The following is a 20,024-nucleotide window of genomic DNA, read 5'->3' on the forward strand; positions in this document are numbered from 1 at the left end:
GCCGAGGCGCGGGCGAGCGCGGTCTCCTCCTCGAGCGCCTTCGCGCGGATCAGCCCGTCCTTGAACACCTGGACGGCCGCCGCCATGGCGCCGATCTCGTCGCGCCGCCCGGCGCCCGGCACCTCGACCGCGAGGTCGTGGCGCGCCAGCCGTCCCATCGCGTCGGTCATGCGGGCGATCGGCCGGGCGACGCCGAGGAGGCTGAAGATCACCGCACCGACCGAGGCCGCCAGGGCGAGCGCGGTCATGATCGCGGCCGCCAGGATGCCGCCGTCGGCGCTGGTGCTGCCGCGCTCGGCACCCGCCAGGGCGGCGCGGGCGTTCATCTCCACGATCGCCTTCAGGGCGCCCGTCGCCTCGGCGTTCGTGCTGGTCATCGCCGGGCTCGTCAGCGTGGCGAGCGCCGAGGCCTGATCGCCCGCCGCCATCGCGCCGGTGATCGTCTTCTGGCCCTCGAGATAGCGGCTCCAGCTGGACACGAAGCGCGCGAAGGTGGCCCGCTCCTCGGACCCGGAGATCAACGGTTCGTACAGCGCCTGGAGGTCGACCAGTGCCTTGCGGCTCGCCGTCAGGCTCTGCTCGTTGCGGTCATAGGCGTCGTCATCCGTCGAGGTCACGACGAAGCGATAGAGATGGATGCGGTAGCTCTGGGTCTCGGCGTAGATCTGGTTGATCAGGTTCGAGGCCGGGATCCGGGTGCGGGCGATATCGACGACCTCGTCCCGCAACGTCATCAGCCGGAAGATCCCGTTGCCGCCCTGGGCCACGACGAAAAGCATCAGCGCCGTGATCGTCACGACCAGGACCTGCTTGATTGACAACTTCATGGTGCGACTGCCCGCCGTCGACGATGCCGCCCCGGGATTCGAGGCGCCGCCACGTGTTAGAGCGTCTTCGTTATGTCGTGATTAATCAAAGCGTTGCTGGCGCATAAAGGATCCGGACGCCGAACGAATCGGCATCCGGGCTCAGCGAATGGGCAGCCAGGTCCCGGGTATCCGCCGGCGGGCGGATCAGCTCGGCCGGTTCATCCGGCAGGTGGTCGGCACCAGCGTGTCCTTGGTCTCGACCCGGCCGATCATCTTCCAGCCCCAGCCGGTGCCCTCCTCGTCGAAGCGCATCCCCGCCTCCATCGGACCGAAGGAGTGGACGAACATCGTCTGGAAGTACTGGTGGTCGTCGGGCCGCACGTAGGCGTCGCTGCCGACATAGGGCTTGAGGCGGGCCTGCTCGAGCTTGGGCGCCACCTTGCGCGCCTCCGACGAGCCGGCCTCCTGCATCGCGGTCAGCAGGGCGTTCATCGCGTTGAAGACCCGCGGATAGGTCACGGCGATGCCGGTGCGGGCCCGGAACGCGGCCTCGATGTCCTGCGTGGCGGCGTCGCCCTCATTGGCGGTGCCCTGCGACACCTCGAACACCCGGTGGGCGAGCCCGGTCTGGCGCACCACCGAGGGGCCGCCGGTACCGCCGGCATAATAGGTGTAGAAGCTCGCCTGCAGCCCGGCCTCGGCGGCGGCCTTGAGCAGGAGGTTGAAGTCCTGCGCCCAGTTGCCGGTGATGACCGAATCCGCCCCCGAGGCGCGGATCTTGGTGACGTAGGGGGCGAAGTCGTTGACCTTCTGCAGCGGGGTCACCTCGTCGCCGACGATCTCGATGTCGGGCCGCTTGGCCTTCAGCATCGCGCGGGCCTGCTGCCGCACCGACTGTCCGAACGAGTAGTCCTGGTTGATGAGGTACACCTTCTTGATCTCGGGCCGCGTCTTCATGAAGCTCGTCAGCGCCTCCATCTTGATGTCCGAGTTGGCATCGAAGCGGAAGTGCCAGTAGTTGCACTTCTCGTTGGTCAGCGAGGGATCGACCGCCGAGTAGTTGATATAGACGACCTGGCGGTCGGGATTGCGCTCGTTGTGCTTGGCGACGAAGTCGGTGAGCGCAGCCGCCGCCGAGGAGCCGTTGCCCTGCACCAGCACCCGGGCCCCGGCATCGATGCCCTTCTGGGCGGCGATCAGCGTCTCCTGCGGGTTGACCTTGTTGTCGTAGGCCAGCACCTCGAAGCGGAACTGCTTCTGGCGGCCGTTCAGCACCTCGGCCATGTACTGGAAGTGGCGCAGGCCGGCCTCGCCGGTCGGCGCGCCGCCGCCCGACAGCGGATCGATGAAGGCGACCTTCACCGCCTCCTGCGCGGCGGCCGGGCCGCAGAGAACCCAGGCGGCGGAGCCGCAGAGGGCCGAGACGACGACGGCGCCACGCAGCGCCTCGCGGATGGACGTCATGCTTCCTCTCCTGTCGGGCCGCGGATGTCTCGGGCCCGCCCGGGCCGGCACCGCGTTGCCGGCAGCGAAGGTCCCGCCCCGGACGGGCCAGCGTCAAGCAGAAAACTGCGATGCCGCCGCCCCCGCAGCACGTCACGGGTGATACTTTCGGATTAGCCAAGTAAATGACTGAATCACGACTTGTCGACGGCGCAACCTTGGAATAAGTCTAATTAGAGCACCAGCAAGATCCTGCGGCGGAACCGTTGACAGCCTCTTCATCCGGAGCGTAAGCGGCGGCGTCTCCGCGGTCTTCGGCCGACGACAGGTCGGCCGGGCGCGCGCGAGGCGGGAATACGCGACCATGACTCGATCCGACGCGGCCGCCAAGCCCGCGACCAGTCCAGCGATGCCGGCCGTGCCGGCCCGCGCGGGGGCTTAGCCGGTGAGATCCGCCCTGTTCCAGGTCCACTGGTTCCTCGGCCTGACCGCCGGCCTCGTCCTGATGGTGCTCGGGGTCACCGGAGGCCTCTTGAGCGTCGAGGACGAGGTCACGGCGCTCCTCAGCCCCGGCATCGTCGCCGTCCCGGCCCGCGAGGCGCCGCGTCTGACCCCGGACGCGCTCATCGCCCGCCTGACGAACGAGGCGCCGGGGCGGCGCGTCACGCTGCTGGTGATGAGCGGCGCGGCCGACAGGGCGGCGCAGGTGCGCCTGGCCGATGGCGGCCCCGGACGGGGCGTCGAGACCTATGTCGATCCGTACGACGGCCGGATCCTCGGGGCGGCCCGGGGGGCGGACTTCTTCGGCTTCGTCCGGCGGCTGCACCGCTGGCTGATCCTGCCCGGCAACGGCGACGGCTGGGGCCGGACCATCACCGGCGCCGCCGCGCTGTCGCTGGTCTACCTCGCCTTGTCGGGCCTCTACCTGCGTTGGCCGAAGGGCCGGCGCGACTGGCGGGTCTGGCTGAAGCCGGCGCTCAATCGCCGCGGCCGGGCGCTCCACTGGTCGCTGCACGCGGTCGTCGGCACCTGGGTGCTGGTGCTCTACCTCGTGATGGCGCTCACCGGCCTGTGGTGGTCCTACGGGTGGTACCGCGACGGGGTGACAATCCTGCTCACCGGCCAGCCGGCCGCCGCGGCCCCGCCCCGCGGGGAGCGGCCCGGCGGCATGGCCCGGCGCGAGGGCGCCCCCGCCCCCCTCGATCCCGCCTTCGCGGCCTTCACGGCGGCGACGAACGGCCTTTACGCCACCGCCTCCCTGGCGCCGGCCCGCGCGGGCGAGACGATCCGCATCCGGGCGGTCGCCCTCGACGCCGCCCATGTCCAGGCCCGCGACGAGTGGCGCTTCCGCCCCGACGGCACGCTCGACTCCCGCGACCTCTACGCCGAGCGGCCCCTCGGGGCGCGGCTCGTCGGCAGCGTGCTGGCCCTGCACGAGGGCCGCTTCTTCGGGCCCGTCGGCACCGTCGCCTTCATGCTGGCGGCGCTCGCCATGCCGCTCTTCGGGGTGACGGGGCTCCTCCTCTATCTCGGCCGGCGCCGCAGCCGGCGGCGCCACGCGCCCGAAGCGGCCCAAGTCGCCTGAAGCCAAGTCGCCTGAAACCTGCAGCCCGACGCCGCTCTTCGCGAGTTGCGTTCCGGTCCCCTGAGGCATTAAGCGCACGGTCAGCAGGGCCGCCGACCGGCGAGAGGATGCCGCATGATCCGCAACGACGTCTCCATCACGCCCGAGCTCGTGCGCCAGCACGGCCTGACCGAGGACGAGTACCAGCGCTTCGTCGGGCTGATCGGACGCGAGCCGACGATCACCGAGCTCGGCATCGTCTCGGCGATGTGGAACGAGCACTGCTCGTACAAGTCCTCCCGCCTGCACCTGAAGACCCTGCCGACCAAGGCGCCGTGGGTGATCCAGGGCCCGGGCGAGAATGCCGGCGTCATCGACATCGGCGACGGGCTCGCCTGCGTGTTCAAGATGGAGAGCCACAACCACCCGAGCTTCATCGAGCCCTACCAGGGCGCGGCGACCGGGGTCGGCGGCATCCTGCGCGACGTCTTCACCATGGGCGCCCGGCCGATCGCGGCCCTGAACGCCCTCCGCTTCGGCTCGCCCGACCATCCGCGCACGCCCCATCTCGTCTCGGGCGTGGTCGCGGGCATCGGCGGCTACGGCAACTCCTTCGGCGTGCCGACGGTCGGCGGCGCGGTCGGCTTCCACAGCCGCTACGACGGCAACATCCTGGTCAACGCCATGGCGGTCGGCCTCGCGAAGGCCGACGCGATCTTCTACGCCGCCGCCACGGGCGTGGGGAATCCGATCGTCTATCTCGGCTCGAAGACCGGCCGCGACGGCATCCACGGCGCCACCATGGCCTCGGCCGCCTTCGATGCCTCCTCGGAGGAGAAGCGCCCGACCGTGCAGGTCGGCGATCCCTTCGCGGAAAAGCTGCTGCTCGAGGCCTGCCTCGAGCTGATGGCCTCGGGCGCCGTGATCGCGATCCAGGACATGGGTGCTGCGGGCCTGACCTGCTCGGCGGTCGAGATGGGCGCCAAGGGCAATCTCGGGGTGGAATTGAACCTCGACGCGGTCCCGACCCGCGAACCCGGCATGACGGCGTACGAGATGATGCTCTCCGAGAGCCAGGAGCGCATGCTCATGGTGCTCAAGCCCGGCATGGAGAAAGAGGCGCAAGACATCTTCGTGAAGTGGGGCCTCGACTTCGCGATCATCGGCCACACCACCGACACGCTTCGCTTCGTCATCAAGCACGGGGCTGAGACGGTCGCCGACCTGCCGATCAAGGAACTCGGCGACGAGGCGCCGCTCTACGACCGGCCGCACCGGCAGAACGCGTATCAGCCGGAGCTGAAGGCCGAGGACGTGGCCGCGCCGATGCGCAACGTCGAGGCGCTGAAGAAGCTCGTCGGCTCGCCGGACCTCTCCTCGAAGCGCTGGGTCTACGAGCAGTACGACCACTTCATCCTCGGCAACACCGTGCAGAAGCCCGGCGGCGACGCCGCGGTGGTGCGGGTCGAGGACGGGCCGAAGGGCCTGGCGCTCACCACCGACGTCACCCCGCGCTACTGCGAGGCCGATCCGGTCGAGGGCGGCAAGCAGGCGGTGGCGGAGGCCTGGCGCAACATCACGGCGGTGGGCGGCCGGCCGCTCGCCATCACCGACAACCTCAACTTCGGCAATCCCGAGAAGCCGGAGGTGATGGGCCAGTTCGTCGGCTGCATCCAGGGCATCGGCGAGGCCTGCCGCGCCCTCGACTTCCCGGTCGTGTCCGGCAACGTCTCGCTCTACAACGAGACCGAGGGCGTCGGCATCCTGCCGACCCCGACGATCGGCGGCGTCGGCGTCGTCGACAACGTCGAGACGATCGCCACCATCGCGCTCAAGCGCGACGGCGACGCCCTGGTGCTGATCGGCGCCACCAAGGGCTGGCTCGGGCAATCGGCCTACCTCGCCACGATCTGCGGCCGCGAGGAGGGGGCGCCGCCGCCGGTCGACCTCGCCGCCGAGAAGCGCAACGGCGACTTCGTGCGCGGGCTCATCACCTCGGGGATCGTCGACACGGTGCACGACCTCTCGGATGGTGGCCTCGCCGTGGCGGTGGCCGAGATGGCGCTCGCCGGCAACATCGGCGCCGTGCTGCCCGAATGCCCGCTGCCGGTCCCGTGCCACGCCTACCTGTTCGGCGAGGACCAGGGCCGCTACCTCCTGGCGGTGGAGCCCGACGCGGTCGCCGACCTCCTCTACAGTGCCAGTGCGCAAGGGATCGACGCGGCGGTGATCGGCGTCACCGGCGCCGATTCGCTGACCCTGCCGGGCGACGAGATCATCACCCTCGAGAGCTTGCGCGCCGCGCACGAGGGCTGGCTGCCGACCTATATGGCCGGGCCGAGCGCCGACGCGGCCTGAGAAGGAGACGATCCGATGCCCATGGATGCCCGCGAGATCGAGGCGATGATCCGGCAAGCCCTGCCCGACGCCACGGTCGAGATCCGCGACCTCGCCGGCGACGGCGACCACTACGCCGCCACCGTCGTGTCGGCGGCGTTCAAGGGCAAGTCCCGGGTGCAGCAGCACCAGATGGTCTACGGCGCGCTCCAGGGGCGCATGGGCGGCGTGCTGCACGCCCTCGCCCTGACCACGGGCGTGCCGCAGGAGTGAGGCCCGGGAACGCCCGGCTCGCGGACCGCACGGGCCCCGGAGGACGCCGTCGCCCGGTCCCCATGCCGGGCACGCGCCCGGCGCCTGCGCGACCGACCTTGGACATTCCGGCCGGCCATCATTAAATGACTCCCGGAACGAGGACCGTAGCCATGACCGACGTCAACAGCCGCATCGAGACCGAGATCCAGTCGCAGGACGTGGTGGTGTTCATGAAGGGCACGCCGCAATTCCCGATGTGCGGCTTCTCGGGCCAGGTGGCCCAGATCCTCAATTACCTCGGCGTGCCGTTCAAGGGCGTGAACGTGCTCGAGGACATGGAGATCCGCGAGGGCATCAAGGCCTACTCGCAGTGGCCGACCATCCCGCAGGTCTACGTCAAGGGCGAGTTCGTCGGCGGCTGCGACATCACCCGCGAGATGTTCCAGTCCGGCGAGCTGCAGCAGCTGCTCTCCGAGAAGGGCATCGCCACCAGCACCGCCGCGGCCTGAGCCGCAGGCACCATCGCTGAGCGGACGAGGGCGCGCGAGCGCCCTTTTTCGTCGCCGTGCGGCGAACCGGGCCAGAGGCCGGCGCGTCTATTCCCGAGTGGCGGCTCTCGGGACGGCGACATGCGGGACGTGATCATCGTGGGCGGCGGGCCGGCCGGCCTGTCCGCGGCCCTCATCCTCGGGCGCTGCCGGCGCCGGGTGCTGCTCATCGATGCCGGCCATCCGCGCAACGCGGTGACGCCGCGGATGCACGGCTTCCTCGGCCGCGACGGCCGCGCCCCCGGCGACCTGCGCGCGGAGGGCCGGCGCGAGCTCGCGGCCTACGACACCGTCGAGGTCTGGGACGGCCGGGTCGTCGATGCCGTGCGGGCGCCGGACGGCTTCCAGGTCGTCATGGACGACCAGCGCCGCGCGCGAGGCCGCCGGATGATCCTCGCCACCGGCCTGCGCACCGACCTGCCCGCCATCGAGGGCTTCTCGGAGTATTGGGGCCACGGCGTGCACCACTGCCCCTATTGCGACGGCTACGAGAACCGCGACCGGCCGCTCGCGGTCTACGGCGCGGGCGAGGCCGGCCAGAAGGCCGGCATGGGCCTCGCCCTCGAGCTCACCGCCTGGAGCCGCGACCTGACCTTGTGCACCGACGGGCCCTGCGATCTCGGCGAACCAGAGCGGGAGCGCCTCGCCCGCCAGGGCATCCGGATCGAGGAGCGCACGGTCGCCCGGCTCGAGGGCGAGGACGGGCGATTCGCCCGGGTGCGCCTGCGCGACGGGGACGCGCTCGAGTGCGGCGCGCTGTTCTTCACCACCGGCCCCTGCATCCCCTCCCGGCTCGTCGAGCGGCTCGGCTGCGACCTGTCGCGCAAGGGCACGGTGCCGACCGGCGACTACGAGGAGACGAACGTGCCGGGGCTCTACGTGGCGGGCGACGCCTCGCGGCGGGTCCAGCTCGCCATCGTGGCCGCCGCCGAGGGCGCCATGGCGGCCTTCGCCGTCAATACCGAGCTCCTGCGCGAGGATACGCGCTGATTCGCTCGGCCGGCATGTGCCCGCAGAGCGCAGAGACGTTCCGTCGAATCTCCTGGCGCCGTCCCGCCGCCAATAATGCGGCAGCAGCAAGCGCTTGGCGCGCGGCGCGACGATCCGGCAGAACTGCCGGGGCGGACAATCCTCCTGTCAAGACTTTATCGTAAGGCGAAGCTTCGCTAGCCTGTACCTGCACGATCACGGGAGGCACCCATGATAGCGCTGGCGCAGGCATGGCGGGCCGGGCTGACCCGGCGCACGCAGCGCGCGACCGTGGCCCGGGAGGCCGCGACGGTGCGGGTCGAGTCCGAGCATCACGAACTCACCGCGCGGGAGCTGATCCGGATGGCGCAGTCCGCCCGCGCCGCGACCGAACCCCGCGGCTGATCGGCAGAGCCGCTCACGTCCTCACCGGTCCCTCGGGCGCGCCGCGCATTCCCTGCCTGCGTCCCGAGGCCTGGCGTGCCGCCGCGACGCGCGGCCCCCTGCCGGGGACAGGCCGGGGACAGGCCGGGGGTGAGCCGGACGGGCCGGCGGAGCGGGCCGTCCGAAGCGGCGCCGGCTGGGGCGGGTGCCCCGTCGCGCGGGGCGGAAAGGATGACCGGGGCGGTGACCCCGGGCACTCCGCAGCGGCCGGCGCGGCCCCTGCACGCTGCAACGCACATGCAAACGCTCTGCGCTGCACAATGGCGCATCGTGCGCTGGCGCACATTGCCCGGGCCGGCTGCGCACTAGGACTTCGGACATGGGGAAGCGAACGCACTACCGTCTTTCGACGAAGGTGCGAAACTTTCTCTTGCGCGGCAGGGCTGGACACGGAACTGTAACAGTCCTTGGCCGTTACTGGTTCTCAAGCGTGAGTATGCGTACCCCCCACCAGCCACGGGCCACGTGCCCGGGGGACAACCATGCCCGATTTCGAGTCACGGAACCTCGACGACGCCGAGAGCCTCGCCCGCCTCGCCGAGCTTCTTCATCCGACCAAGGCCGCCCGGACCGAGGCCAAGGCCCGCGGCCGTCGCCGCGCGGCGGCCGGCCTCGTCGCCGCCCCGGCGCCCGCGCCGGCCGGGCAGCCTGGACCGCTCCTGCAGCCCGCCTGAGCGCGTCACCGCGCGCCTACCAGGCCTGCGGCGTGATCAGTCCCTTGCTGGTGATCACGACCCAGCTCCGGCCGCGGCGCTCGATCGCCTCGACGCGACCGCCGCCGGGCAGCGTGTCGCCCAGGCTGACCTCGACGAGGCGCCGGTTGCGGTTCTCGAGGATCGCCATCCCGTCATAGACGTCGCGCAGCACCCAGCCGTCGATGGTGGCCGGCTTCGCCTTCTCGACCGGTCGGTCGGGCAGGCTGCCGGTCAGCGCCGGCTCCGCCGCGGCGACGGTTCTCGGGGCCGGTGCGGGGGCGACCGCAGCCACCGGCGCGGGCGCGGCCGGCGCGGCGGCGACCGGACTGCCGGCCTGACGCTTCTCGATCTTGTCGGACAGAGCCGCGAGGCGGGCCGCCTGCTCGCGCTCGGCCCTCTCCTGCCGCTCGGCCATGGCGGCCAGGCGCTCGGCGACGGAAGCGACCTTGCCGGCGAGATCGCCGTCCTGGCGCTGGAGCCGCTCCAGCCGCTCGGTGACCTGGGCGAGGCGCGCGCCGGTCTCGGCGCGGCCCTTGTCGGCGGCCTCGTGGGCCTGGACCGTGCGGTCGCGCAGGAGCGACAGGTCGGTGGCGAGGCGGGCCGATTCGGCGGCCCCGGCCTCGACCCGGCCGCTGAGCCGCGACCACTCGGCCTGCGGGATCCCCGCGCCGCCGCCCTGGGCGGCGTTCATCAGCGCCACGGTGGCGCCGCCCGCCAGCGCGCCGACGCAGCCGGCGCAGAGAAGGCCCGCGGCCGTCGTCGTCTTCAGCTTCGGCCAGGCCTTCATCGACCAGGACCGCCCGGACGGGACCCCGCCCTTCGCCGGAGCCGAGGTTGCACCGTCCGGGGCCGGCGCACCGGCGACGTCGTTCTGATCCACCATGACCCGAGCTTCCCAGAAATCCAGGAAGCTTTGGGTAACCTTGTTTGCTTACCGAATGGTTACCGGATCCCTATGCCGCCGCCAGCCCCCGCTTGCGCAGGAGCGGGCCCGTGCTCGGCAGGCGGCCGCGGAACGCCGTGTAGGCGCTGCGCGCGTCGCGCAGGTTGCCGGCGCCGTACACGTAGGTGCGCAGCCGCTCGGCGGTGGCGGGATCGAAGATGTCACCGGCCTCCCGGAAGGCGTCGAAGGCGTCGGCGTCCAGAACCTCGGACCAGAGATAGCTGTAATAGCCCGCCGCGTAGCCCTCGCCGGCGAAGATGTGCTGGAAATGCGGCGTGCGGTGCCGCATGGCGATCTCGGCAGGCATCCCGATGCGCGCGAGCGCCTCGGCCTCGAAGGCCAGGGGCTCGATGCCGGATTCGGCCTGCGGCGACAGGTGCAGGTCGAGGTCGACGATGGCCGAGGACGTGTACTCCACCGTGGCGAAGCCCTGGTTGAAGGTGCGGGCGGCGAGCAGCCGGCGAAGCAGGTTATCGGGCATCGGCTCGCCCGTGCGGTAGTGGCGGGCATGGGCCCGCAGCACCTCCGGCTGCTCGAGCCAGTGCTCGTAGAGCTGGGACGGCAGCTCGACGAAGTCGCCCGCCACCGCGGTGCCTGAGAGGAGCGGGTAGGTGACGTTCGACAACAGGCCGTGCAGGGCGTGGCCGAATTCGTGGAACAGGGTGCGGGCGTCGTCGAAGGAGAGCAGCGCCGGCTCGCCCTCGGCCCCCTTGGCGAAGTTCATCACGTTGACGATGATCGGCGTGACCTCGCCGGTCAGGCGCTGCTGGGAGCGGAAGCCGCTCATCCAGGCGCCGGAGCGCTTGCTGGCCCGCGCGAAGTAATCGCCGAGGAAGAGGCCGACCAGCCGCCCGTCGCGGTCGGCGACCTCCCAGGCCCGCACCTCCGGGTGGTAGCGCGGCACGTCCGGCAGTTCGGTGAAGGAGAGGCCGAACAGGCGGTGCGCGGTGTCGAAGGCGGCCTGGATCATGCCCTCGAGGGGCAGGTACGGCTTGATCTCGCCCTCGTCGAGGTCGTGCTCGCGCCGGCGCAGGCGCTCGGCGTAGTGGCGCCAGTCCCAGGGCGCGAGCGCGAAGTTGTGGCCGTCCTCGTGCGCCAGCGCCTGGAGCCGGTCGCGCTCTCCTTCCGCCCGCCGCCGGGCCGGCGCCCAGACCTCTTGCAGGAGCCCGACCGCCGCCTCGGGGCTGCCCGCCATGGTGTCGTCGAGGCGGAACGCCGCGTAGCTGGAAAAGCCGAGGAGGCGCGCCCGCTCGGCGCGCAGGCGCAGGGTCTCGCCGATGATCGCCCGGTTGTCGGTGTCGCCGCCGTTCTCGCCCCGGCGGATCCAGGCCGCGTAGGCGCGCTCGCGCAGGTCGCGCCGCGTCGAGAAGACCAGGAACGGCTCGATCAGCGAGCGCGACAGGGTGACGACGTGGCGGCCGGGAAGGCCGCGCTCCTCCGCCGCCCGGCTCGCGGCCGCGCGCAGGAACGGCGGCAGGCCCGCAAGATCGTCCTCGCCGTCGAGCTCCAGGGTGAAGGCGCTCTCGTCGGCGAGCAGGTTCTGGCTGAACTGCGTGCCGAGCTCGGCGAGCCGCGCCGCGATGGCCGCCATCCGCTCCTTCGCCTCGGCATCGAGTTCGGCCCCGGCGCGGCGGAAGAGCACGCGGTAGCGCTCGCGCACCCGCCGCTCCTCGTCGCTTAACCCGTCCTCCGTCACCGCCGAGACCCGCGCCCACAGGCCGGGATTGAGGAAGAGCGCGCTGCGGTGGCGGGCGAGCCGCGGCGCCACCGCCCGCTCCACCGCCTGCAGCTCCGGATTGGTGTGGCTGCCCGCGAGGTTGAAGAACGTGGCGGAGACCCGCCGCAGGGCCTCGCCCGAGCGCTCCAGCGCCCCGATCGTGTTGGCGAAGGTCGGCGGCTCGGGATTGCCGGCAATCGCCTCGATCTCGGCGACGTGCTCGGCGAGCGCCCGCTCGAAGGCCGGCTCATAATGCGCGGGCGCGATGCGCTCGAAGGGCGGCAGCCCGTGGGGCGTCGTCCAGACCGGCTCGGAGAAGGGGTTGGGCTCGTGCTCCGCCGTGACGCCGCGCATGTCGGTCCTCTCGCTGCAATGGCGCGCGACGATAGACCCTGGGGCGCCTGGCGCAAGCGCGGCACGGCGCGCGGGAACGGTCACGCTTGGCCGGCCGTTGAGGGGCGGGCCTTGCGGGCCCAGGGAGAACGCGCGATGCCGGGGACGATCACGGGGCGGATCCTCGCCGGGCTCGTCGGAGCGGGCCTCGCGATCGGTGCGGCCGCCGCACAGGCGCCCGCCGGGCCGACGCCGCTGAGCCGGGTTCCGGCCGAGCAGGTTCCCCTGCCGCCGCCCCGGCCGGAGGAGGCCAGGGACCCGGCCGCGACCAAGGCTCCCGTCGGGCAGGAGCCGGCCGGCAAGGGCGCGCTCCCCCGGGAGGCGCCTCCGTCGCCCATCTCCAAGGAGGCGCCTCCGGCGCCCGTCTCCAAGGAGGCGCCTCCGGCGCCCATGGCCGAGCCGGCGCCGCTGCCGCCCGAGCGCCCCTCCGACCTGCCGTCCGGGCCGGCGCCCACGCCCGCCACGATCGTGCCGGACGACACCGCCTGCCTGCGCCGGCTCGCGCGTCTCGGCGTCAAGGCCGAGCCGGTGGCGCCGCTCGCGGACGGCTTGTGCGGGGCGGCCAAGCCGCTGCGGGTCACCGAATTGCCGGACGGCGTCGCGCTCGCGCCCGCCGCCACCCTCACCTGCACCGCCGCCGAGGCCTTGGGCCGCTGGAGCACCGAGGTGCGGGTGATCGCCGAGCGCACCCTCGGCAAGGCGCCCCTGACATTCCAGATCGGCGGCTCCTACGAGTGCCGCGGGCAGAACCACGATCCGGCCGCGAAGCTGAGCGAGCACGCCTACGCCAACGGGGTCGACGTGATGGGCTTCTCGGTCGAGGGACGCGCTCCGGTGAGCGTCGGCGCGGGGCGGGAGGGCACGCCGGAGGCGGCCTTCGAGGCGGCCGTGCGGGCCCGGGCCTGCAGCTTCTTCCGCACCGTTCTCGGGCCCGGCTCGGATCCCGCCCACGCCAACCACCTCCACCTCGACGAGCGCGAGCGCCCGGCCGGCCACCGCCTGTGCCAGTGAGCGGGAACGCCGGGAGGCATTCGGCGCTTTAAGGCCTTGCCGGCGCGGCGTGCGGGCCGGGACGGTGTGGAGGCGGTCGGATGCGGATGGCGGCGAGGCTCGGGACGGCTCTGCTGGCGATGGGGCTGTCGGGCGCGGCCGGCGCCGCCGAGACGGCGCTGACGCCGGAGGCGATCAACCAGGCGCAGTTCGGCGCCGAGGCCTCGCCCGACGGGGCCGCCAAGGACACGAAGGAGACGTCCAGGAAGCCCGCCCGGTCGGCGGAGAAGCGGGCCGACCCGCTCCTGGTGCGGGTGCAGGTGCTGCTCGACCGGGCCGGCTTCTCTCCCGGCGCCATCGACGGGCGCGACGGCGACAACCTGCGCGGCGCGCTCGCGGGCTTCGCCAAGGCCCGGGGCCTGAGCGCCTCCGGGCGCCTCGACGCGGCCCTGTGGCAGGCGCTCGCCGGCACGAGCCAGGATCCGGCGGTGATCCAGTACACGCTGACCGAGCGGGACGTCGCCGGCCCGTTCGCCGAAGAGATCCCGCCGAAGATGGAGGAGCAGGCCGACCTGAAGGCCCTCTCCTATACCGGTCCGGCCGAGATGCTGGCGGAGCGCTTCCACATGAGCAAGGGCCTGTTCGAGGCCCTGAATCCCGACGCGCCCCTGACCAAGCCCGGCACGGTGATCGCCGTGGCGGCCGTGCCCGCCCTCGAGACCGGCCGCATCCCCGCCAAGGAGCTGCCCGAGAAGCCCAAGGTCAGCCGGATCGAGGTCGACAAGGACGCGCTCCAGGTCCGCGCCTATGGCGAGGACGGGGCGCTCCTGCACCTCTACCCGGCCTCGATCGGCAGCGAGGAGAAGCCGGCGCCGACCGGCGTCCTGAAGGTCGAGGCCGTCGCCTTCGACCCGACCTACACCTACAACCCGAAATACGACTTCAAGGGTGTCGAGGCAAAGCACACGTTCACCATCAAGCCCGGTCCGAACAACCCGGTCGGCGTGGTCTGGATCGACCTTTCCGGCAATGACGGCTACGGCATCCACGGCACGCCGGAGCCGGAGAAGATCGGCAAGACCGAGTCGCACGGCTGCGTCCGCCTGACCAACTGGGACGCCCGTGACCTCGCCCGTCACGTCGTGAAGGGGGCGAAAGTGGATTTCGGGAAGTGAGCGGGCGCGATCGGAGCGGTCGTCTCACCGTCATCCCGGGGCTGCGTACGGGAACCCGGCAACCATGACTTCTGATGGTGCAGGATGACGGTGCGCACGTCTCCCCTCTCCGGCGCGGGAGAGGGGATCCCGTGCCAAATCGATGAAAGGATATACACAGAAGTCTTTTGACGCAGTTTCATGATTTTATTACTGGAAACAAAGGCTTCAGAGCCTGCCCGACGGCGCAGCAGTCCGGCTCCGACTGCACTCGGAGACGGTCGACGTGAGCAGAACTACTACGCCCGCCCGCCGACGACCCGCCCCACTACCCGCATCACCCCCAGCCACACCGCATCCGCCAGGAACGCCAGGGCCGCAGCCGCGGCGGCCCCCTGGATCAGCGCGAGGGTGTTCTGGGTCTGGAGACCGACGACGATCGGGGTCCCGAGTGTCTGGGCGCCGGCCAGCGCACCCACGGCGGTGGTCGCGACCGCGAGCACCAGCACGACCCGCAGGGCCTCAAGGATCGGCCCCGCCGCGAGGGGCAGCTCCACCCGCCACAGGCGCTGGGCCGGGGTGAGCCCCAGGGCGGTCGCGGCCCGGCGCACCTCCTCCGGCACCGTGGCGAGCGCGCCGACGGTGCCGCGCATCACCGGCATCAGCCCGTAGGCGGCGAGCGCCAGCAGGATGGGCGGCGCGCCGAAGCCGAGGACCGGGAGGGCGAGGGCCACCACCACCACCGGCGGCGCGGCCTGCGCCGCCGCCGCCAGGGTGTCGAGGGTGGCGCGCAGGGACGCGCCGGCGGCGCGGGTCGCCAGGATGCCGAGGGCGAGCCCGGCCCCGCCCGCGAGGGCGAAGCCCGCGAGCGCGAGGGCCAGGTGATGGCGGGCGAGCCAGGCGAGGCGCCCGGCCGGGACCGGGGTGCCGGCCTGCAGGCCGAGCGCCCGCACCACGAATCCGGCGACCTCCGGCAGGCTCAGGACCGCGAGGCCGACGGCCAGGAGCAGGGGCGCCAGGATACGGCCGGTCAGGGCTCGACGGGTCATGCCGGCTCCTCCCCGCGCTCCGGTGCCGCCCCGGCGAGGAGCGCGAGACCGGCATCGACCGCCAGGGCGAGGCCGATCACCGGGAGCGCCCCGAGCAGGATCAGGTCCTGGGCGAACTGCGCCATGCCCTCGAACACTACGGCCCCGAGCCCGCCGGCCCCGACGAGGCCGCCGAGGGTGGCAAGGCCGATGCCCTGCACCGCCGCCACCCGCAAGGCGCCGATCAGCACCGGCGCGCCGAGGGGCAGGCGCACCCGCAGCAGCACCTCGCGGGGCGTGAGGCCGATCGCACGGGCGGCGTCGAGCACGGCGGGGTCCGCCGCCGCGAGGCCAGCCGAAAAGCCGCGCACCAGCGGCAGGGCGAGGTAGGCGGCGGTGCCGATCACCGCCGGCGTCGGCCCGATGGCGGAGAGGCCGAGGCCGCGCAGGGCCGGCGCCAGGGCGAGCAGGCCGGACAGGCCCGCCACCAGGGCGGCGAACAGCGCCAGCGCCGGCACGACCTGGATCCCGCTCAAGACCCCGTCGGCGAGGCGCGCGGCGGGTCCGTCGCGCAGACGCAGGAGCGACAGGGGCACGGCGACCGCGAGGGCGAGGAGGAGCGAAGCCCCGGACAGGGCGAGGTGCTGGACGAGGGCCGTCGTCACGGCGCCCGCCCGCGCCCGGTACTCGACCGCGAGGGAGACGGCGTCGAGCAGGCCGTCCCGCGCGGCGAGCCCCGTCACGCCGAGGAGGACAGCCGCGGCGAGGAGCCCGCCCCGGCGCGGCAGCGCCGCCCGGGCCGCCTCGGCGGCGAGCCCCGCGAGGGCGAGCCCGGCGAGCCAGGCCCCCGAGCCGAGGGCGGCCCGGGCGGCCGGCGGCTGCCCGGCGACGAGGGAGGCGGCGCCCTGCCCCGCCGCGGCGAGGAGCACGCCCCAGGCGGCGAGCGCCGCGGCGAGGGCGGCCCAGGCGCGCCAGGGCCTCGCCGAGACGGCGAGGAGCAGGGCGGCGGCCGCCGCGAGCGCGCCCGCGGCCGCGCCGGCGAGGCCGCAGCCGACGGGCGCGCCGGGTACCAGGCGGTTCGGCGCCAGGGTCAGGAACGGCAGGCCCATCAGGGCCGCGACCGCGAGGCCCGCCGTCGCGGGCGGGAGCCAGCCGGCACGGAGCGTCATCGCGCGAGGCCCCCGAGGTAGCGGCGGGCGACGGCCGCCGGGGTGTCGCCGTCCACCGCCACCTGGCCGTTCAGACGGCGCAGGGTCGCGAGGTCGAGACCGGCGAACAGGCGCTCGAGGGCCGGGCCGATCTCCGGGTGGCGGTCGAGGATGGGGGCGCGGATCACCGGGGCCGGCTCGTAGACGATCTGGGCGCCGGCGGGATCGGTCATCACCGCGACGTCGAGCGCCGCGATCGCCCCGTCGGTGCCGTAGACCATGCCGGCATTGACCCCGCTGATCCCCTGCGCCGCAGCCCTTAAGGTAACGGCGGTGTCGCCTCCCGGCAGCATCACGATCCGCTCCCGCGGCATCACGAAATCATAGGCGCGCTCGAAGGAGGGCAGAGCCGCCGGGCTCTCGACGAACTCGGCCGAGGCGGCGAGCGTGATGAGGTCGCGGCGGACCGCGCCGGCGAAATCCGCCATGGTGGCGAGGCGCTCGGCCCGGGCGAGCCCGCCCTGCACGGCGATCTGCCAGGTGTTGTTGGCCGGCGCCGGCTTGAGCCAGACCAGGCCGCGCACGCCGTCGAAGGCCTTCGCCGCAGCGAAGGCGCTGTCGGCCCGGCGCCAGACCGGGTCGGCGTCTGTCCCGGAGAAGAAGGCCGCGTTGCCGGTATATTCGGGGTAGCAGTCGATCTCGCCGGCGGTCAGCGCCCCGCGCACGATCCGGGTCGGGCCGAGCTGGAGCCGGGCCGTCACCGGCACGCCGAGGCGCTCCAGGACGAGGAGGATCAGGTTGCCGAGGAGGGCGCCCTCGCCGTCGACCTTCGAGGCGACGACGACCGGCCGGGCGGCCTCGTCGGCAGCCATCGAGGCCTTGGCCAAGCCAAGGCCCGCCAGCCCCCCCGCGAGGACGTGCCGGCGGTTCAAGGGGGTGTCCACGCGCCGCCGCCGCTGCATCGGGTCCCAGGTCCCTGCGCTTGACATGGCTGCCTTTCCGGGCGACGGCTCACCGGCGCAGGTCACGCCGACCGGCGCGGTCCCGCGTGGGTTGCGGGCGGATGGAACCCCTGGCCGGGCGGCGGATTCCGTTGCGGCAGGGACGGGTCGGTGGGGCCTCGCTACGGGGCGTTGAGGGAAAGAACTCCGGCGTGGGCACGGAAACAAGCGAAGACCTCCTGAACGGTGCCCGCGTCCTCGTGGTGGAGGACGAAGCGGCGATCTCGATGCTGCTGGAGGACATGCTTCTCGATTTCGGCTGCGAGGTCGTGGGTCCGGCCGCCCGCCTGAGCAAGGCGCTCGAGATGGCCGAGACCGAGAGCTTCGTGGTCGCGATCCTCGACGTCAACGTCGCCGGCGAGCCGATCTACCCCGTCGCCGAGGCGATCGTGCGCCGCGGCCTCCCCCTGGTCTTCTCCACCGGCTACGGCGGTGCCGGCATCCGCGAGCCGTTCCGCGACCGCCCGGTGGTGCAGAAGCCGTTCAGCCAGCAGGATCTCAAGCGCACCCTGATCGCCGCGATCGCGGCCGGGGGCTGAGGCGGCGGGCGGGGCGCGCGGCTCCGCAACACGGCTCCCGGGTTCCGCTGCGCGGCCCTGGGAAGACGCAGTTCGGGTCTGAGAGCCTGTTTGACAGCCGAGAACGGTATCGCATGGACCTGATCCATCCCAATCACGACCTCATCCTGAGGTGCGACTGAAAGGAGCCTCGAAGGAGGGCTCCAGATATCACAACGATTGCTGGAGGCCTCCTTCGAGGTCAGTCGATCTTCGATCGACTGACACCTCAGGATGAGGTTGAGTGTGGGACAAAGTTGTTGGACCGTTCAAACAGGCTCTGATTCGCCGAGAAGCAAGCGAGCCTGGCGGACAGCCCGCGCCCTCAGCGCGTGGCCCGCTGCTGCGCTGCGGCGGCATGCCGCTCGGAGGGCTCGCGCCGCTCGGCCGCTTCCTGCGCCTCGACGCGGCGCTTGAACGCGCCCCAGGCCATCAGCGTGCAGCCGCAGCCGTCGCAACTGATCATGGCGTCGTCGGTCAGGTCGGCCGGCAGGCGCACTCCCGGCGAGCCGCAGGACTCGCATCCGAACCCGCTGCGCATCTCGCAAAACCCCCAATCCGTGGTCCCGTCACGCCTGCCAGCTTAGGTATGCTGCGCTGCACGCGAGATGAACGGAACCCCGCGAGATCACCGTTACGGGTCGATCTCCAGCTCGAAAGCCGAGACGACGTGGCGGGGCCAGCGCCCGGGGGCGACGAACACCGCGTCGGCCCGCAGGGTGAGGCCGGCGCTCCAGGGCGCCCGGGCGATCCAGGCGCGGGCGGCGCGGGAAAACAGGCGGCGCTTGCGCGCGTCGATGGCGCCGAAGGCCTCCTCCAGGGTCGGCCGGGCCTTGACCTCGACGAAGGCGACGGTGCCGCCCCGGCGCACGATCAGGTCGATCTCGCCGCCGGCGGCCGAGACGCGCCAGGCGAGCGGCCGGTACCCCTTGAGGAGGAGCGCGAGCGCCGCCAGGATCTCGGCGCGGCGGCCGCGGACGAAGGTGAGCCGGCGACGGCGCGCCGCGGCGTCAGGCCTCGCCGGCATCGTCGGCGCGCCGGGTCAGCGCCAGGGCGCGGGCATAGACCTCGCGCCGCTTGAGGCCGGTCTCGTCGGCGACGAGGCTGGCGGCGTCCTTGATCGAGTGACGGGCGAGCGCCGCTTCGAGGCGCGCATCGAGGTCGGCGTCGTGTTCCGGCCCCGGTGCGGCCTCGGGCGCGGTGCCGATCACCACCACCACCTCGCCCTTCGGCGGGCCGGAGGCGGCGTACTCCGCGGCGAGGTCCGAAAGGTCGCCTCGCCGCACGGTCTCGAACAGCTTGGTCAGTTCGCGCGCCACCGCGGCCGGGCGGGTGCCGCCCAGCATCTCAGCGGCGTCGGCCAGCATCTCGGGCAGGCGGTGGGGGGCTTCGAACAGCACGAGCGTGCCGGGCACGCCGGCCAGCACCGCGAGCCGGTTGCGCCGCGCCCCGGTCTTCTGCGGCAGGAAGCCCTCGAAGAAGAAGCGGTCGGTCGGCAGGCCGGCGGCCACGAGCGCCGTGATGGCGGCGGACGGGCCGGGGATCGGCGTGACCGAGAGGCCCGCCGCGATCGCCGCCTGGACCAGCTTGAAGCCGGGATCCGACACCAGGGGCGTGCCGGCATCCGAGACCAGGGCCAGGGCCTCGCCGCCCTGCATGCGGGCGATCATCCGCTCGCGCACCCCCTCCCCCGAATGCTCGTGATAGGCGACGAGCGGCGTGGTGATGCCGTAATGGGCGAGCAGCGTGCGGGTGACCCGGGTGTCCTCGGCGAGCACCGCGTCGGCGGCGGCGAGCGTGCTGAGGGCCCGGAAGGTCACGTCCTTCAGGTTGCCGATCGGGGTCGCCACCACGTGCAGGCCGGGCGACAGGGGCTCGGCCTCGGCGGCGAGGCCGAAGGCGGTGTAGAAGGCCGGGCCGCGGCCGGTCGCGGCCCTGTCCGGGGGGGAACGTCGGCGGGAATCGTCGCTGCGCTGGGTCATCGCCGGGACAGTGCCACGGCTCGCCGCCCCGGCGCCATGGCGGCGTT

General features: G+C 72.8%; 20 protein-coding genes. 10 read left to right on the forward strand and 10 right to left on the reverse strand.

Going from position 1 to position 20,024, the window contains the following annotated elements; all coding sequences use genetic code 11:
* Together EU555_RS18280 and EU555_RS18285 are read right to left on the reverse strand one after the other, a co-directional pair.
* Positions 1–827, reverse strand: an 827-nt coding sequence (locus EU555_RS18280) for an MCP four helix bundle domain-containing protein (protein WP_135416595.1), incomplete at its 3' end; no start/stop codon positions are given.
* A gap of 186 nt (positions 828–1,013) precedes the next feature.
* Positions 1,014–2,264, reverse strand: a complete 1,251-nt coding sequence (locus EU555_RS18285; protein ID WP_245524376.1) for a branched-chain amino acid ABC transporter substrate-binding protein — start codon at positions 2,262–2,264, stop codon at positions 1,014–1,016.
* Between the two features lie 433 nt (positions 2,265–2,697).
* Between EU555_RS18285 and EU555_RS18290 the strand changes: the two genes are divergently transcribed.
* From EU555_RS18290 to EU555_RS18315, 7 genes are all read left to right on the forward strand, one after another.
* On the forward strand, positions 2,698–3,837 hold the full coding sequence (locus EU555_RS18290; protein ID WP_245524359.1) for a PepSY-associated TM helix domain-containing protein: 1,140 nt from the start codon (positions 2,698–2,700) through the stop codon (positions 3,835–3,837).
* Between the two features lie 114 nt (positions 3,838–3,951).
* Entirely contained in the window at positions 3,952–6,174 is a 2,223-nt protein-coding gene (gene purL, locus EU555_RS18295; protein WP_135416599.1) for a phosphoribosylformylglycinamidine synthase subunit PurL, read from the forward strand.
* A 15-nt stretch (positions 6,175–6,189) separates the two neighbouring features.
* Entirely contained in the window at positions 6,190–6,426 is a 237-nt protein-coding gene (locus tag EU555_RS18300) for a BolA family protein (RefSeq protein ID WP_135416601.1), read from the forward strand.
* 152 nt (positions 6,427–6,578) lie between these two features.
* Entirely contained in the window at positions 6,579–6,917 is a 339-nt protein-coding gene (grxD, locus tag EU555_RS18305; RefSeq protein WP_135416603.1) for a Grx4 family monothiol glutaredoxin, read from the forward strand.
* A gap of 120 nt (positions 6,918–7,037) precedes the next feature.
* Complete coding sequence (locus EU555_RS18310; protein ID WP_135416605.1) at positions 7,038–7,946, forward strand: NAD(P)/FAD-dependent oxidoreductase; 909 nt, start codon at positions 7,038–7,040, stop codon at positions 7,944–7,946.
* Positions 7,947–8,156: 210 nt separating this feature from the next.
* Positions 8,157–8,330 (forward strand): hypothetical protein, encoded by a 174-nt coding sequence (locus tag EU555_RS36265; protein WP_167858598.1) that lies wholly within the window; start codon positions 8,157–8,159, stop codon positions 8,328–8,330.
* A 521-nt stretch (positions 8,331–8,851) separates the two neighbouring features.
* Positions 8,852–9,043 (forward strand): hypothetical protein, encoded by a 192-nt coding sequence (locus EU555_RS18315; protein WP_135416607.1) that lies wholly within the window; start codon positions 8,852–8,854, stop codon positions 9,041–9,043.
* 16 nt (positions 9,044–9,059) lie between these two features.
* Here EU555_RS18315 and EU555_RS18320 read toward each other — a convergent pair whose 3' ends face one another.
* Both EU555_RS18320 and EU555_RS18325 read right to left on the reverse strand, forming a co-directional pair.
* Complete coding sequence (locus tag EU555_RS18320) at positions 9,060–9,947, reverse strand: hypothetical protein (RefSeq protein ID WP_135416609.1); 888 nt, start codon at positions 9,945–9,947, stop codon at positions 9,060–9,062.
* Positions 9,948–10,017: 70 nt separating this feature from the next.
* Positions 10,018–12,078, reverse strand: a complete 2,061-nt coding sequence (locus EU555_RS18325; RefSeq protein ID WP_135416611.1) for a M3 family metallopeptidase — start codon at positions 12,076–12,078, stop codon at positions 10,018–10,020.
* 135 nt (positions 12,079–12,213) lie between these two features.
* On the opposite strand from EU555_RS18325, the gene EU555_RS18330 reads away from it, so the two are divergent.
* Together EU555_RS18330 and EU555_RS18335 are read left to right on the forward strand one after the other, a co-directional pair.
* Entirely contained in the window at positions 12,214–13,128 is a 915-nt protein-coding gene (locus EU555_RS18330) for an extensin-like domain-containing protein (RefSeq protein ID WP_135416613.1), read from the forward strand.
* Between the two features lie 86 nt (positions 13,129–13,214).
* Positions 13,215–14,282, forward strand: coding sequence for a L,D-transpeptidase family protein (locus tag EU555_RS18335; protein WP_135416615.1), 1,068 nt, complete (start codon positions 13,215–13,217; stop codon positions 14,280–14,282).
* Between the two features lie 278 nt (positions 14,283–14,560).
* On the opposite strand, the gene EU555_RS18340 is transcribed toward EU555_RS18335, so the two are convergent.
* Genes EU555_RS18340 through EU555_RS18350 form a run of 3 tightly spaced genes read right to left on the reverse strand, consistent with a single transcriptional unit; the run spans position 14,561 to position 17,339 of the window.
* Positions 14,561–15,310 (reverse strand): ABC transporter permease subunit, encoded by a 750-nt coding sequence (locus EU555_RS18340; protein ID WP_205820954.1) that lies wholly within the window; start codon positions 15,308–15,310, stop codon positions 14,561–14,563.
* Positions 15,307–16,458 (reverse strand): ABC transporter permease subunit, encoded by a 1,152-nt coding sequence (locus EU555_RS18345; protein WP_135416617.1) that lies wholly within the window; start codon positions 16,456–16,458, stop codon positions 15,307–15,309. Before EU555_RS18345 ends, EU555_RS18340 begins: the two co-directional genes overlap by 4 nt.
* Positions 16,455–17,339: a glycine betaine ABC transporter substrate-binding protein gene (locus EU555_RS18350; protein WP_425375131.1), complete on the reverse strand. Its 885-nt coding sequence runs from the start codon at positions 17,337–17,339 to the stop codon at positions 16,455–16,457. Before EU555_RS18350 ends, EU555_RS18345 begins: the two co-directional genes overlap by 4 nt.
* 326 nt (positions 17,340–17,665) lie before the next feature.
* On the opposite strand from EU555_RS18350, the gene EU555_RS18355 reads away from it, so the two are divergent.
* Entirely contained in the window at positions 17,666–17,977 is a 312-nt protein-coding gene (locus tag EU555_RS18355; protein ID WP_425375132.1) for a response regulator, read from the forward strand.
* Positions 17,978–18,320: 343 nt separating this feature from the next.
* Here the strand turns inward: EU555_RS18355 and EU555_RS18360 are convergent, their stop codons facing one another.
* The 3 genes from EU555_RS18360 to rsmI form a co-directional block, all read right to left on the reverse strand.
* Positions 18,321–18,536, reverse strand: coding sequence for a hypothetical protein (locus tag EU555_RS18360; protein WP_135416620.1), 216 nt, complete (start codon positions 18,534–18,536; stop codon positions 18,321–18,323).
* Positions 18,537–18,629: 93 nt separating this feature from the next.
* Positions 18,630–19,022 carry a YraN family protein gene (locus EU555_RS18365; protein ID WP_135416622.1) on the reverse strand — a complete coding sequence of 131 codons (393 nt, stop codon included), beginning with the start codon at positions 19,020–19,022 and terminating at the stop codon, positions 18,630–18,632.
* The gene (gene rsmI / locus EU555_RS18370; protein WP_135416624.1) at positions 19,006–19,977 is read right to left on the reverse strand and encodes a 16S rRNA (cytidine(1402)-2'-O)-methyltransferase; all 972 of its coding nucleotides are present in this window, start codon (positions 19,975–19,977) and stop codon (positions 19,006–19,008) included. Before rsmI ends, EU555_RS18365 begins: the two co-directional genes overlap by 17 nt.
* Positions 19,978–20,024 lie beyond the last annotated feature (47 nt).

Origin of the sequence: Methylobacterium nonmethylotrophicum, assembly GCF_004745635.1 — a bacterium.
GTDB lineage: Bacteria > Pseudomonadota > Alphaproteobacteria > Rhizobiales > Beijerinckiaceae > Methylobacterium > Methylobacterium nonmethylotrophicum.

Coding starts and splice junctions, on each gene's coding strand:
- rsmI (WP_135416624.1), bottom strand. CDS start 19,977: ATGACCCAGCGCAGCGACGATTCCCGCCGACGTTCCCCCCCGGACAGG.
- EU555_RS18315 (WP_135416607.1), top strand. CDS start 8,852: ATGCCCGATTTCGAGTCACGGAACCTCGACGACGCCGAGAGCCTCGCC.
- EU555_RS18345 (WP_135416617.1), bottom strand. CDS start 16,458: ATGACGCTCCGTGCCGGCTGGCTCCCGCCCGCGACGGCGGGCCTCGCG.
- EU555_RS18360 (WP_135416620.1), bottom strand. CDS start 18,536: ATGCGCAGCGGGTTCGGATGCGAGTCCTGCGGCTCGCCGGGAGTGCGC.
- EU555_RS36265 (WP_167858598.1), top strand. CDS start 8,157: ATGATAGCGCTGGCGCAGGCATGGCGGGCCGGGCTGACCCGGCGCACG.
- EU555_RS18365 (WP_135416622.1), bottom strand. CDS start 19,022: ATGCCGGCGAGGCCTGACGCCGCGGCGCGCCGTCGCCGGCTCACCTTC.
- EU555_RS18330 (WP_135416613.1), top strand. CDS start 12,214: ATGCCGGGGACGATCACGGGGCGGATCCTCGCCGGGCTCGTCGGAGCG.
- EU555_RS18300 (WP_135416601.1), top strand. CDS start 6,190: ATGCCCATGGATGCCCGCGAGATCGAGGCGATGATCCGGCAAGCCCTG.
- EU555_RS18325 (WP_135416611.1), bottom strand. CDS start 12,078: ATGCGCGGCGTCACGGCGGAGCACGAGCCCAACCCCTTCTCCGAGCCG.
- EU555_RS18340 (WP_205820954.1), bottom strand. CDS start 15,310: ATGACCCGTCGAGCCCTGACCGGCCGTATCCTGGCGCCCCTGCTCCTG.
- EU555_RS18310 (WP_135416605.1), top strand. CDS start 7,038: ATGCGGGACGTGATCATCGTGGGCGGCGGGCCGGCCGGCCTGTCCGCG.
- purL (WP_135416599.1), top strand. CDS start 3,952: ATGATCCGCAACGACGTCTCCATCACGCCCGAGCTCGTGCGCCAGCAC.
- grxD (WP_135416603.1), top strand. CDS start 6,579: ATGACCGACGTCAACAGCCGCATCGAGACCGAGATCCAGTCGCAGGAC.
- EU555_RS18355 (WP_425375132.1), top strand. CDS start 17,666: ATGCTGCTGGAGGACATGCTTCTCGATTTCGGCTGCGAGGTCGTGGGT.
- EU555_RS18320 (WP_135416609.1), bottom strand. CDS start 9,947: ATGGTGGATCAGAACGACGTCGCCGGTGCGCCGGCCCCGGACGGTGCA.
- EU555_RS18335 (WP_135416615.1), top strand. CDS start 13,215: ATGGCGGCGAGGCTCGGGACGGCTCTGCTGGCGATGGGGCTGTCGGGC.